Annotated in this window: 11 protein-coding genes; 3 read left to right on the top strand and 8 right to left on the bottom strand. The window is 73.2% G+C overall.

Annotation, left to right across the window (positions count from 1 at the left end; translation table 11 throughout):
- Positions 1–23 precede the first annotated feature (23 nt).
- The 5 genes from AC067U_RS18850 to AC067U_RS18830 form a co-directional block, all read right to left on the bottom strand.
- Positions 24–1,790, bottom strand: a complete 1,767-nt coding sequence (locus tag AC067U_RS18850) for an urease subunit alpha (protein ID WP_478830849.1) — start codon at positions 1,788–1,790, stop codon at positions 24–26.
- Positions 1,787–2,491, bottom strand: a complete 705-nt coding sequence (ureA, locus tag AC067U_RS18845; RefSeq protein ID WP_478830848.1) for an urease subunit gamma — start codon at positions 2,489–2,491, stop codon at positions 1,787–1,789. Before ureA ends, AC067U_RS18850 begins: the two co-directional genes overlap by 4 nt.
- A gap of 248 nt (positions 2,492–2,739) precedes the next feature.
- On the bottom strand, positions 2,740–3,321 hold the full coding sequence (locus AC067U_RS18840) for a TetR/AcrR family transcriptional regulator (protein ID WP_478830847.1): 582 nt from the start codon (positions 3,319–3,321) through the stop codon (positions 2,740–2,742).
- A 119-nt stretch (positions 3,322–3,440) separates the two neighbouring features.
- Positions 3,441–4,013 carry an agmatine deiminase family protein gene (locus AC067U_RS18835; protein WP_478830846.1) on the bottom strand — a complete coding sequence of 191 codons (573 nt, stop codon included), beginning with the start codon at positions 4,011–4,013 and terminating at the stop codon, positions 3,441–3,443.
- Positions 4,014–4,155: 142 nt separating this feature from the next.
- Positions 4,156–5,811, bottom strand: a complete 1,656-nt coding sequence (locus tag AC067U_RS18830) for a serine/threonine-protein kinase (RefSeq protein ID WP_478830845.1) — start codon at positions 5,809–5,811, stop codon at positions 4,156–4,158.
- A 124-nt stretch (positions 5,812–5,935) separates the two neighbouring features.
- Here AC067U_RS18830 and AC067U_RS18825 point away from each other — a divergent pair, with 124 nt between their 5' ends.
- Together AC067U_RS18825 and AC067U_RS18820 are read left to right on the top strand one after the other, a co-directional pair.
- Positions 5,936–6,529, top strand: a complete 594-nt coding sequence (locus AC067U_RS18825; protein ID WP_478830844.1) for a TetR/AcrR family transcriptional regulator — start codon at positions 5,936–5,938, stop codon at positions 6,527–6,529.
- Positions 6,530–6,760: 231 nt separating this feature from the next.
- Entirely contained in the window at positions 6,761–7,927 is a 1,167-nt protein-coding gene (locus tag AC067U_RS18820) for an agmatine deiminase family protein (protein WP_478830843.1), read from the top strand.
- A 62-nt stretch (positions 7,928–7,989) separates the two neighbouring features.
- On the opposite strand, the gene AC067U_RS18815 is transcribed toward AC067U_RS18820, so the two are convergent.
- Both AC067U_RS18815 and AC067U_RS18810 read right to left on the bottom strand, forming a co-directional pair.
- A complete protein-coding gene (locus AC067U_RS18815) occupies positions 7,990–9,441 on the bottom strand; it encodes a cation:proton antiporter (RefSeq protein WP_478830842.1) in 1,452 nt (483 codons plus the stop codon).
- 116 nt (positions 9,442–9,557) lie between these two features.
- The gene (locus AC067U_RS18810) at positions 9,558–11,066 is read right to left on the bottom strand and encodes an MFS transporter (protein ID WP_478830841.1); all 1,509 of its coding nucleotides are present in this window, start codon (positions 11,064–11,066) and stop codon (positions 9,558–9,560) included.
- 236 nt (positions 11,067–11,302) lie between these two features.
- On the opposite strand from AC067U_RS18810, the gene AC067U_RS18805 reads away from it, so the two are divergent.
- On the top strand, positions 11,303–12,001 hold the full coding sequence (locus tag AC067U_RS18805) for a TetR/AcrR family transcriptional regulator (protein ID WP_478830840.1): 699 nt from the start codon (positions 11,303–11,305) through the stop codon (positions 11,999–12,001).
- A gap of 344 nt (positions 12,002–12,345) precedes the next feature.
- Here AC067U_RS18805 and AC067U_RS18800 read toward each other — a convergent pair whose 3' ends face one another.
- Positions 12,346–13,482, bottom strand: coding sequence for a PP2C family protein-serine/threonine phosphatase (locus AC067U_RS18800; protein WP_478830839.1), 1,137 nt, complete (start codon positions 13,480–13,482; stop codon positions 12,346–12,348).
- Between the last annotated feature and the right edge of the window lie 99 nt (positions 13,483–13,581).

Here is a 13,581-nt window from a genome sequence, read left to right as displayed (position 1 = left end):
GGGAGAGCTCGGCGAGGAGAGGGTCAGAGGAAGTAGAGGCGGTTGAGGGAGACCTGCTGCGCGGGTTCGGAGCGCAGGGGCTCCCCGTCGAGCCTGACCAGGCCGGTCCGGGGGTCCACGTGGACCTCCCCCAGGCGGGCGTTGCCGACCATGTCCGCCGGCCCGATCCCGCGGGTGCTGCGGACGGCGACCCGGCGGCGCCGGGTGGTCAGGGCGTCGTACGGGGCACCGGCGGAGCCCGACTCGGCGGCGGCGCGGCTGACGAACGCCACGGAGAGGTCCGCGGGGGCCGCCCCGTGGGCGCCGAAGAGCGGGCCGAGGACGAGGGGTTCGCAGGTGTCGGTGGCGGCGTTGGGGTCGCCGGTGACGCCGTAGGCGGGGAAGCCGGACTTGAGGACCAGCTGGGGCTTGGCGCCGAAGAACTGGGGGCGCCACAGGACGATGTCGGCGAGCTTGCCGACCTCGATGGAGCCGATCTCGTGGGCCAGGCCGTGGGCGACGGCCGGGTTGATGGTCAACTTGGCCACGTACCGCAGCACACGGGCGTTGTCGTCGCCCTCCCCGTCACCGGCCTGACCGTCACCGGGACGAAGGGGCCCGAGCTCGGCCTTCATCTTCCCCGCCATAGCGAAGGTACGACGGACCGTCTCCCCCGCCCGGCCCATGCCCTGGGCATCGGATGAGGTGATCGCGATGGCGCCCAGATCGTGCAGGACGTCCTCGGCTCCCATCGTCCCGGCACGGATGCGGTCGCGGGCCATGGCGGCGTCGCCGGGCAGGTCGGTCTTCAGGGCGTGGACGGAGACGATCATGCCGTAGTGCTCGGCGACCGCGTCCCGGCCGAAGGGCAGGGTGGGGTTGGTGGAGGAGCCGATCACGTTCGGCACGCCCGCCATCTTCAACACGTTCGGGACGTGCCCGCCGCCGCAGCCCTCGATGTGGAAGGCGTGGATCGTCCGGCCCTCCAGCACGCGCAGCGTGTCCTCCACCGACAGGCACTCGTTCAACCCGTCGCTGTGCAGGGCGACCTGGACGTCGTGCTCCTCGGCCACCCGCAGCGCGGTGTCCAGGGCGCGGGTGTGGGCACCCATGTCCTCGTGCACCTTGAAGCCGCAGGCGCCGCCCTCGGCCAGCGCCTCCACCAGGGGCGCCCGGTCCGAGGAGGAACCCCGGGCCAGGAAGCCGATGTTGACCGGCCAGGCGTCGAAGGCGGAGAACCCGTGCCTGAGGGCCCAGGGCGAGTTCACGCCCACGCCCCAGCTCGGCCCGATCTCCTGCCCGATGACCGTGGTCACGCCGCTCGCGAGCGAGGCTTCCATGATCCGCGGGGAGAGCAGGTGCACGTGGGTGTCCACGGCTCCGGCCGTCGCGATCAGGCCCTCGCCCGAGATCATGGTCGTACCGGTGCCGACGACCACGTCGACACCGTCGAGGGTGTCGGGGTTCCCGGCCCGGCCGATGGCGTGGATCCGGCCCTCACGGATGCCGATGGACACCTTGCGGATGCCCAGCACCGCGTCGATCACCAGCACGTTGCTGATCACCACGTCGCAGGTGTCCCGGACCGCCGCGGCCTTCAGGTGCAGTCCGTCGCGGGCGGTCTTGCCGAAGCCGGCCAGGAACTCCTCCCCCGGCTTCTGGGCGTCGGACTCCACCCGCACGACGAGCCCCGAGTCGCCCAGCCGGACCCGGTCGCCGGCCCGCGGGCCGTGCACTGCGGCGTACTCGTGCGGGTCGATGTGCCGGCTGCCGGGGGCGCAGTGGTCACTGTGCCTGGTGGGCCTGCTCATGCGGGGACCCCTTCCGGGACTGCCGCGCCGAGGTATCCGCAGGCGGCCGCCCTGCGCAGGGCTTCCTCCTTCGCGCCGGGCGCGTCCAGGGGGCCGTCGACCAGTCCGGCGAAGCCGATGGCGATGCGATCGCCCCCGATGGGGAGGAGACCGACCTCGACGGTGGCCCCGGCGTCGAACCGGGTGGACGAGCCGGCCGCGACGGCCAGGCGCATGCCGTAGGCGGCGGCCCGGTCGAAGTCCAGCCGCGGGTTCGCCTCGAAGAAGTGGAAGTGCGAGGTCACGCTCACCGGGACGGTCGCGGTGTTGCGGACGGTGAGGAGCACCGCGGGGACCGGCGCGTCGACGGTGTCCGAGCCGGGCAGGACGGCTCCCGGCGCTTCGGCGTCCCGGGAGTGGGTCCCGAAGGGATCGCTGATCGCCGCCAGCCGGGTCCCGTCCTCGAACACCGCCTCCACCATGACCTCGGTGACGATGTCGGCCACGCCCGGCAGCAGGTCGTCCGGGCCGAGGACGGACCGGCCTCGTTCGAGGGCCTCGGCAAGGCGGAGGCCGTCGCGGGCCGCCTCGCAGACCGTGTCCGCGATCAGCGCGGTCGCCTCCGGAACGTTGAGGCGCAGGCCGCGCGCGTACCGGGCCCGGGCCAGCTCGGCGGCGCTGAACAGCAGGAGCCGGTCGCGTTCGGTGGGGGTCAGGGGCATGACGCCCACCTGGAGTCGGGGATCTTCAAGGTGGTTCCTTCGTTCTGTCTTCAGGAAGCCGGGTGCGGCGCACGCCCGAACGGGCTCTCCGGCGGCCGAGCACCCGCTCTCAGCCCCACTCTGGCACTGACTGAAAATTCAGTCAATGGATAGGACGGCGAAAGGTCCCCGCCCCGGCACGGACAGGAGAAGCCCGGGAAACGGGCAGGGGAAAGGAGTGCCCACCCGACCGGGCGGGCGGGCGGGAATCAGCCCTGGCGGAGGCCGGCCAGCTCGGCGTCGATCGCGCCGCGCATCAGCTCACGGGCGTGGTCGATCCGGATGCCACCGCTGAGCCAGCGCATGCTGAGCCCCTCCAACAGGGCGGTGAGCCGTTCGGCGGCGGCGGCCAGGGAAGAAGCCGGCGCCATCGGCTGGACCTGGCCCAGCAGGGCGGCGACCTCCTGGACCCACACCAGGGTGGCCCGGGCCAGGTCCTCGCGCAGCACCTCGTCGAAGACGGCGCTCGCCCGCAGTTCGCCCCAGGCCGAGCTGTTCTCCCGCACTTCCACGGTGTCCTGCAGCTCCAGCAGGAGGGTCTCCTCCAGCTCCTCACGGGGGCTGAGCGGGGGGTCGGAAGGATCGCGGTCGGTGGTGTAGCGCTCGGCGCGGTCGTTGATGAATTCGAGGGTGTGGCGAAGGACCCCGGTGCGGTCCTTGAAGTGGTAGTAGATCAGGGCGGTGGACACCCCGGCCTCCGCCGCCAGTTCCTCCACGCGCAGCCCGCGCACCCCGCGCCGGGCGATGACCCGGGCGGCCGCTTCGAGGATCTGAGTGCTGCGAGACGCCATGGTCCGAACCTTACCGGGGCGCTCGCGGGCAGCGGTAAGCGGCCCGTTACCGGGAGTCCGGGCGGGGGCCGGCCCGGCGGCCGGGACGCTCCCCGGCCGCCGGGGAGCCGCGGTCGGCATCAGAGCGCCGGGGGCGCTGCCGGATGCGACTGCGTGGCGCAGTGGATGCCGCCGCCCCCGCCGGCGATGCCGTCGATGGCGAAGGGCTGGGCGTACTTCGTGCCCGTCTTGCCCCAGCCGTTGAAATTGGTGTCCACACCGGCGACGGCGCCCGGACCGACCACGAAGGTGGGGCCGAAGTCCCGGATCCACAGGTCGTCCACGGGGATCTCGATCACGTCGACGGCGTACCGGGCACCGCGCCCGCAGAGGTACCGGGCGTCGGCGGCCTGGCCCGGGCGGGCCAGTACCACCACCGGCTCGAACCGCGATATCGCGTGCGCGACCTCGGCGATGTCGCTCCGCACCCGGTCGAGCGAGCTCCCCCACACCGAGGAGAGCGCGGGCCATGCCATGTACGTACGGAGGTGCGGGTCGGTCTCCGCCGGGACGGTCAGTGCGGACTTGGCGGCGTACGGGCCGGTGGCCGCCCGCGCGGTGGAGGGCGGGAGGACCGGCCCGAGGGCGGTCAGCGGCAGGGCTGCGGCGCCGAACCGGAGGAGGGTGCGGCGGGTGGTGCGAGGCGTATCCATGGTGCTCCCTGATGCGGAAGGGGCGGGGATGACCGGCATCTTTGCGTTTACTGAAAATTCAGTCAAGCTGTCGGGCGTGCGGATGGGCAAAGGCCGCGGCAATGCCGCCGCCCGGGCCGCCGGCCGTCCCCGCCTCCGGCACTCACCCGCGGATGTACTGGTCGACCAGGACCGTGACGGACCCGTCGGCCGCCGCCCGCTCCAGCCGGACGACGGCGATCCGGTTCCCGTCGGGGCTTCGGACGCAGAACGGGCGCCGGTCGGCCGGCGCGGAGAAGGGCAGGACGGTCGTCGGCCTCGTCCCGATGCCCCGCTCGCACGCGGCGGCCGTCGGCGTGCCCTCCGCGGCGTCGGCCAGGTGCACGTCCGAGGCCTCGGAGGGCACGAACGCGTCCCCTTCCCGGGCGAGGTACCAGTCGGCGGTGTCGGCGGGCACCACCTTCCCCTCCTCCAGGTCGAACTCGTAGCCGGAGTCGGGGGCGGTGAGCGTCGTCCGGGTGTAGCCGGGCCGGAAGGCGGCCTCCCCGCCGTCCGCGCCCGCATCCGGGACGTCGAACCAGTACACGGCGGCGGCGCAGACCGACAGGGTCGCGGCGACCGCCACGGCCACAGCCGGCAGGCGCCGGCGGGCGCGCCGCTGCGGGCGGCGGCCGTCCCGCGCCGCCGGGCCCGGCCCGGCGGCGGGCGGCGGCCCGCCCGGGGAGGGGCCGGCGCCGGGAACGGCGGGCAGGGGGACGACGGGCGCGGACACGGGGCCGGGGACGGCGGACGAGGACGCCGGTGCGGCGAGGGCCGTCGGCGCGGCGAGGGCCGTCGGCGCGGCGAGGGCCGTCGGCGCGTGGGATGACGCGGCCGGGGCGGGCCACCCGCTGTCGCGCTCCGCCCCGACCTCCTCCCCGACCGGTCCGGGCAGCCAGCCTTCGGTGAATTCCGGCCGCGGTCCGACGCCCGGGTGGGCGTGGACGTACGCGATCAGTTCGGCGGTGGTGGGGCGGTCCGCCGGCTGCTTGGCCAGGCACCAGCGGACCAGTGCCTCCAGGTCGCCGGGGAGCCGCGTGAGATCGGGCTGCTCGTGGACCACCCGGTACAGGGCGGTGGACTCCGGCCCGCCGCCGAACGGCGGCTCGCCGCCCGCCACGTACGCGGCGAGCGCCCCGAGGGCGAAGACGTCGGTGGCCGGTGTCACCGGGTGCCCCAGTGCCTGCTCGGGGGCCATGAAGGCGGCGGTACCGATCCGCAGTCCGGTTCCGGTCAGGGAGGAGGAGCCGGCCGCGTGGGCGATGCCGAAGTCGATCACCCGCGGGCCGTCGCCCGCGAGCAGCACGTTGGCCGGTTTGAGGTCGCGGTGGACGATGCCCGCGCCGTGGATGGCCTGGAGCGCCTCGGCGATGCCCGCGACCAGCAGCAGGACCGTGCGGGCCGGCAGCGGGCCGTGCCGCCGCACCACCTCGTGCAGCGAAGGGCCCGGCACGTAGGCGGTGGCCAGCCAGGGCGTGCGTTCGTCCACCCCGAAGTCGACCACCTGGGCCGTGAAGAGGCCGTGGATCCGGCGGGCGCCGGCCACCTCCCGGGCGAACCGCTCCCGGAACACGGGGTCGGCCGCGAACTCCCCGCGGACGGCCTTCAGGGCGATCGGGCGGCCACCGGGCGTGTAGGCCAGGTAGACCACGCCCATGCCGCCGGAGCCGAGCCGGGCGTGGAGGCGGTAGCCGCCGATCTCGTGCGGGTCGTCGGCGGACAGTGCCGCGGGGGCCGGCTGCGGACCGGACAGCCGGCGGGACATGTGGTGGGCGGACATGGGTGGCTCTTTCGACGTCGCGGCAATGACCTGATCGCATCGTCGCCCTAACTGGATTTTCAGTCAATGTGTGACAATGCGAGATGCGACCTCACCGGGAGGGATCGGCAGGAGGGATCACACAGTGACGGACCGCAGGCGGGACATCCTCGAAAGCGCCGCCCGGGTCATCGCACGGCGGGGCGTCCGGGGGCTGCGGGTGACGGAGCTGGCGGCGGAGGCGGGCGTGTCCACCGCCCTGGTCTACTACCACTTCCGGGACCGGCCGGGCATCCTGCGGCACGCCCTCGCCTTCATCGGGGACCGGGCGGACCGCTACACCCGGACGCTCCAGGACACTCCCCCGGTCTCCGGCCCGGCCGACCCCCGGGAACTGCTGGAGCGGATGCTGCTGCTCGAATTCCAGGACCTGCACGAGGTCCGCGAGAACAGCACGGCCTGGGGGGAGCTGCGGGCCCACTCGGTCTTCGACCCTGAGCTGCGGGAGGAACTCGCCGCGGCCGGGGCCGCCTGGGTGGCCGAGGTGGCGGAACTGCTGGGCGCGATCCACCCGGCCGCACCCGGCGGCTCGGTGACGGCCGCCGCCGAGCGGTTGACCGCCCTGCTGGAGGGGCTGAGCGCGCGCTGGCTCAGCGGGCTGCTCCCCCTGGAGCACGCCCGGAACCTGCTGCGGGAGGCCGTTCGGGTGGAGGTCGGCCGGCTGACGCCGGACCCCTGACACCCCGGCCGGCGGGTTTGACTGAAAATCCAGTCAGTGTCACAGTGGGCGACACGCGGCCGTTCCGCTTTCCCGCTGGACGGCCGATCGCGGGGTCGACGCGCACCCTTGTCACAGGAGCCCGGGGCCCGCGCCCCTCGTCACGCCGCCTCGTCACGCCGCCTCGTCGCGCCCCTGCGCCCGCCCCGGCCGGACGGCCCCGTCCCGCCGGTCCACGATCGGAGTCCTCCCGTGTCGCACCTGCCTCCCACCCGCCGGACCACCCTCCGCGCCCTCGCCGGGCTCGGTGCCCTCGCTTTCGGCGCCGCGGCCTGTGGCCCCGCCGAGACGGCGCTGCGGTCCGGCACTCCGGCCGGCTCCGCCCAGTCACCTTCGGCCGGCCCGAAGCGGCGCCTCGGTGCCGAGTGGGAGAGCCACACCCGTACGTTCATGTCCTGGCCGGCCCTGGCCGCGGGAGTGTGGGAGGAGGACCTCCCCGACGTCCGCGAGGACATCGCACGCATCGCCCGGGCCATCGGCGAGTACGAGGCGGTCGTCATGATGGCCCGCCCCGAGCAGGTGGCCGCCGCCCAGCGGGCCTGCGGCAACCAGGTGGAGGTGATCCCGATGGCCGCGGACGACCTCTGGGCCCGGGACACCGTCCCGGTGTTCGTCGAGGAGGCCGGCAAGGTCATCGGCGTCGACTTCAACTTCAACGGCTGGGGCAACAAACAGCAGCACGGGAACGACGCCCTGGTCGGGCGGACGCTGCTCAAGAAGTACGGGATCCCCCGGGTGCAGGCGCCGCTGGTCGCGGAGGGCGGTTCCTTCGAGCCCGACGGCGAGGGCACCCTGCTCATCACCGAGAGCTCGATCGTCAACGACAACCGAAACCGGGGGAAGTCGCGGGACACGATCGAGGCCGAGCTCAAGCGGACCCTGGGCGTGGAGAAGGTGATCTGGCTGGCCGGTGTCCGCGGCGAGGACATCACCGACGCCCACGTGGACAGCCTCGTACGGTTCACCGAACCGGGCGTGGTCCTGCTGGACCGGGCGCACCCGAGCACCCCGCCGGACTCCTGGTCCCGCTCCGCCGACCAGGCGAAGTCCGTCCTGTCGAAGGCGACCGACGCCCGCGGCCGGCGTTTCGAGGTCATCGACCTGCCGCAGCCCGACCTGAACCGGATCACGGGTGAGGGCGAGGAGTTCGTCTCCACCTACGCCAACTTCTACATCGCCAACGACGCCGTGTTCATGCCCCGGTTCGGCGACCGCAAGGCAGACGACCGCGCCCGCGGCATCCTGCAGGAGCACTTCCCCGAGCGGGACGTCGTCCCGGTCACGATCGACACGATCGCCTCGGGCGGCGGCGGCATCCACTGCTCGACCCACGACCAGCCCGGCAAGCCGGCCGCCTGACCACGCCCCATGCGGGGGCGCGCCCCGGCGGGGCCGGGCGAGGCCGGGCGGGGCCGGGCGGCTCACCTCCCGGCGTAGCGCCGCTTGACCAGTGTCAGGGCGGGGGCGGTGAGGGCGGTCGAGACCAGGGCCATGAGGACGAACATCGTGAACACCGTTGGGGTGATGACCCCGAGGTCCAGGCCGACGTTGAGGACGACCAACTCGGTCAGTCCGCGGCAGTTCATCAGGGCACCCATGGCCATGGCGTCCTCCCGCCCCATGCCGCAGCCCCGGGCGGCGAGGGTGGTGCTGCCCCATTTCGCGGCCGTCGCGACCGCCACGACGGCCAGGCACCAGAGCCAGGCCTGCCGGTCGCCGAGCAGCCCCAGCGAGGTCCGCATCCCGGAGAAGACGAAGAACAGCGGCAGCAGCAGGGTCTCGGTGACCGTCCGCAGCCGGTCCAGAGCCCGTTCCAGGGGGGCCGAGCCCCGGGGCGTGACCACGCCGAGCAGGAAGGGCCCGAAGATGGCGTGGATGCCGATCTCCTCGGTGGCCAGGGCGCACAGCAGGATGCCCGAGAAGAGGACCGGCAGCACGGAGGACTCCCGGGCCTCGGCGGGGCCGCTGAGCAGGTGCCGCAGCAGGGGGCGGACGACGAAGTGCAGCAGCGCGCCGAACAGGACGGTGAGGAGCAGGATCCAGCCCACGCCGGTCAGTGAGGAGCCCGCGGCCGTGGCGACGACCACGGCGAGGAGGCACCAGGCGGTGACGTCGCCCACGGCGGCGCAGGAGAGCGCGACGGATCCGACGCGCAGCTCGCCGGGGCGGCGTTCGGCGATGATGCGGGCCAGGACCGGGAAGGCCGTGATGCTCATGGCGACCGCGATGAACAGCCCGAAGGCGGTGAAGCCCGGGCCGTCCGGGGCGTACGTGTCGTACATGCCGAGGGCCAGGAGCGAGCCGGCGAGCGCGGGCACGGCCACGCCGACGTGGCTGATGGCCAGGACGGCCTGCCCGCGGCCGCGGACCGCGCCGAGGTCGAGCTCGTAGCCCACGACGAACATGAAGCAGACCAGGCCGAGTTGGGCGAGGACGTTGACGGTCCCCGACAGTTCGGCGGGGAACAGCCGGTGGTACCCGCCGGGCCAGAACAGCCCCAGCAGCGAGGGGCCGAGGACGACCCCGGCGAAGATCTCGCCGATGACGGCGGGCTGGCCCATCCGCCGGAAGAGGCCCGCCATCAGCCGGCAGACGAGGAGGAGCACCGGCAGGGCGAGCAGCAGCGCGGCGAAGCTTCCGGAGGCGGCGGACGCCCCCTCGGCTCCACCGCCCGCCCCCGCTCCCGTGCCCATGGCCGAACCCGTGCCCGTGCCGGTGCCGGTGCCGGTGATCCTGCTGCCGTACTGCAGCACGACCGGCACGAGGACGGCCGGGAGCAGTGCCAGGAGCACGTAGACGTGCCGGGGGCGGGAGCGCGTCCCGGGGGCCGGCTCCGTGTCCTCGTCGTACGCCGGCTTCAGGTCCTCGGCCATGACGCGTGTCTCCTCAGCCCGGGGAGCGGGGGTGGGACTGCCCAGTCCCTGCCGTCGACTGCCGTCAACTGCCGTACATGGTCGCAGCCTTCGGGGGCCCTGACCCTGTGCGTCACTCAGTTGATCGAGGGTTCCGGTGTTCTGTCGTCGCGGGCTTCCCCTTCCTCCGTGGCCGCCGGTACGGAACGGGGCAGGACGACGAGGGCGACGAGGACGGCGCCGAGCACGATCACGGCACCGATGGTCATGGCGAGCGCGTACCCGTCGTTCAGGGCGGCGAGCGTGGCACGGTCGCCGGTGCGCTCGTTCGCGGCCGTGCCGAGGGCGGCCAGTCCGAGTGCGGCGCCGATCTGGCGCGTGCTGTTGAGCAGGCCCGATGCAGCACCCGACTCGTGCGGCTCGACACCGGCGGTCGCGAGGGAGACGGCCGGTGCGAGGCAGAGACCGATCCCGGTGCTCGCGAGGACCGACGGGCCCAGGACGTCTGCGGTGAACGAGCCGTCGGCGCTGATCAGTCCGAACCAGGCGAACCCGGCCGCGGTCAGCAGGCCGCCGGCGACCAGGATGGTCCGGGGGGCGACCTTGAGGCCGAACTTGACGGCGAGGACCGAGCCGACGACCACCCCGATCGCGAACGGCAGGAACTCCACACCGGACTTGGCCGGGCCCGTCCCCAGCACGCGCTGCAGGTAGAGGGAGACGAAGTAGAAGGCGGAGGCCATGCCGCCGCCGAGGAACAGGACGAAGGCGTTGGCGCCGGCGACCGAGCGGTTGGCGAACAGCCCGAGCCGGATCAGCGGATCGCGGGAGGTGGTCCTCTCCACGCGGACGAACGCAGCCAGCAGCAGGACGGCGACGGTCAGGGTGGTCAGGGTCTGCACGGAGGTCCACGGGTGCCGGTCGGTGCGGATCACACCGAACACGAGCAGGCCCGTGCCGGCGGTGGCGAGGACGGCGCCCGCCACGTCCGGGCGTCCGCGGCGTACGGAGGGGCCGTCGGGGGCGACGCGCCAGGCCAGGGCCAGGGCGACGACGGCCATCGGGACGTTGACGAACATGACCCATTCCCAGCCGGCGTACTCGGTGAGCAGGCCTCCGACGAGGACCCCGAAGGCACCTCCGGCGGCGTTCATCGCGCTCCACACGCCGAACGCCTTGACGCGTTCCCGCCCGGCGGGGAACGCCGCGGTCAGCAGGGCCAGCGCGGCCGGCGCCAGGGCCGCCGCGCCGATCCCCTGCACGGCGCGGGCGGCCACCAGGTGGCCGGGTTCGGTGGCGAAGCCGCCGGCCAGGGAGGCGAGGCCGAACAGCGGGAGCCCGAGCATCACCAGGCGTTTGCGGCCGAAGAGGTCGGCGATCTTGCCGCCGAGCAGCAGCAGTCCGCCGAAGGTGAGGGCGTAGGCGTGGATCACCCAGGTCAGGCCGACTTCGCCGAAACCGAGGCTGGTCCTGATCTCCGGCAGTGCGACGTTCACCACCGAAAGGTCGAGGGACACCATGAACTGGACGACGGCCACCGCGGCGAGGGTGAGCCCTGGGCGGGCGTCCCTGCCGGTGACGGCCGATCCCCCGGTTAAGTCCGTGTTCTTCTTCACAACGAGCCAGTCCTCTCCGGTCGTCTGCACTCTCGTGCTCCGTGGCCTGTCCGAACGCAGTCCCAGAACGGAGTTCTCGAACGGGAGTCCCCGAACGGAGGCCTCGAACGGCAATTTCGGAACGAGTTCTGAAATTAACACCGGGACGTCACGGTGTCGAGCGGCCGACCGCCGGCCGGGAGTCCGAGCGGGTTCGGGCGGCACGAGCGGTTCCGGCGGTTCGGGCGGGGGCCGACCGTCCCGTTCGGCTGGGGCATGATGGGACGATGCCTGCGAACACCCCCCACGGCCGCGTCGGCCGACCCCCCGTCACATCCCGGGCGCAGATCCTGGCGGCGGCCCGGCGGCTCATCGACCGTGACGGCTGGGACAAACTGACGATCCGGCGGCTGGCGGCCGAGATCGGCATCGGGGCGACGACGCTGTACCACCACGTCCGCGACAAGGAGGACCTGCTCCTCCTGCTGATGCGCGAATACGCCGAGCAGATCCCGCGGCCCGAGCTGCCCGAGGAGCCGCGGGAGCGCATCGTCGCGGCCGCCACGGTGATCCACGACTCCCTCACGGCCTGGCCGTGGGCGGCGGAGGTCCTCACCACCGACGGGTTCATCGCCCGCCTCGGCGACCCGTCCCTGTGGCTGGTCGAAGCGATCCTGTCCGGAGCCGTCGAGCACGGCTGTACGCCCGCACAGTCCGTCTACGTGTTCCGCAGCATCTGGTACTACACGGTCGGCGAGATCCTCGTCCGCGCGCACTCCGCCCGTGCGCGGGCGGCCGCCGAACTGCCCACCGCCGCGGACTTCGCGCACCTCGGCGACACGTCACGGCTGCCGCACCTGGCCGCTGTCAGCGACCGGTGGATCGAACTGGCCGCACAGGACACCTACGCCCCGGCCCTGCGCGCCTTCGTGGACGGCCTCCTGGCCCAGTCCCGGTCGGCCGCGCCGCAGCCGCAGGCCGGCTGACACGCCGGACGACCCGCGAAAGATCCCCAAAAAAATCTGGATAAAACCGGATGAAAAGGTTTCCGGTTGCCGTCGACCGGTAATGATGTATGTAAGACCTACGAAGCGAGCGAGGGAGCCCGACCGGAGTAGCCGACTGTGGCGGAAGCAGGTTCGCCGCCGTGGCCGACTGTGGCGGTAGGGCTGAGAGGCCCGACGGTCGCATGACCCGAAGGCGACCCCCACCACCTGATCCGGGCAATGCCGGCGCAGGGAGCCCACTTCGTAGGTCGCTTTCGTGCGCCTGCGGGCCGTGATCCGTGCGTCTTGGCCGTGCCTGCGAGTCGGGCCTCCGCGTCGTCCGGCTACGCGTCGAGCCGGTCCACCAGGATGATCGCCACGTCGTCCGACAGGCTGCCCTGGGTGTGGCGGATCAGGGCCTGGCGCAGTCCCTCCAGGAACGCCTTCCGGGTGTGGCTGCGCATCCGCTGCATGGCCCCGGCCAGGTCGAAGAAGGTGTTCCCGCCGTCCCGGGCCTCGATCACCCCGTCGGTGTGCAGCAGCAGCCGGTCCCCCGGCTCGAAGGAGTAGCTGTCCAGCCGCCCGGGCGGCCCGCTGATGAACTCCTCCAGGCCGAGGGGCGGCAGGGGGACGGTCGGCGTCAGGGGCCATACCGAGTCCTCGCGCAGCAGCAGGGGTGCCGGATGCCCGCGGTTGATCACCTCCACCTCGTGGCCTTCCGGCACCTGGACCACGAGCACCGTGACGAACGCCTCCAGGAGGGAGTCCTCGCCGTCGGGCCGGCTCGCACCCGCGAGGGCCGCGTCCCGCCGCAGGGCCTCGCCGCAGTGGTTGATGACCTCCACGAGATCGTCCTCGTAGTGCACGGCCTCGCGGAACGCCCCGAGCACGACCGCGGCCGCCCGGACGGCGGGCAGCCCCTTGCCGCGGACGTCCCCGACGATCATCCGGACCCCGTAGCGGGTCTGGACCGCGTCGTAGAGGTCGCCGCCGATCTGCGCGCCCGTCTCGGCCGCCAGGTACATACTGGCCGCCCGCACGGGTCCCAGCCGGGCCGGCACGGGCCGCAACAGCACCTCCTGGGCGGCCGCGGCGATCCGCCGGATCTGGCTGAGCTCGCTCTCCCGGCGCAACTGCGCCGCCCGGCTGGTGATGAAGCTCGCGGAAGAGACCAGGGCCAGGGCGAACAGGTTCGTGTAGACCTGCTGCCCGCCCCAGGCCTGGTTGTGGGTGGCGGTGATCACGCTGACCACGAGCGCCAGCCCCACCGCGGCGAGCGTGCCCCTGGGGCCCATCGTCACCGCCGCGAGGGCGGGGGTCGCGACCAGCATCGGTCCGGTGTACACGACGTGCAGGGGCGTGAGCTCGATCACGAGCACCAGCAGGGCGATCGCGAAGGGCAGGGCCTCCGCGAGGCGGTAGAGGACCTGGTGGTGCCCGCCGGCCCCTGGTTCCCGGGGCGCGCGCAGCGGCGCTCTCATGCATCCAGCCTGCCTCCCCCGGATGCGCGCACGCCACTCTTCACGGGCCGGTACGGCTCCGCGCGGTCCGCGGGCGCGAACCGTTCGCGCGCCGTGAAC

The sequence above is a fragment of the Streptomyces sp. NPDC043853 genome (assembly GCF_056436025.1).
This window is presented reverse-complemented; position numbering and strand designations above follow the sequence as displayed.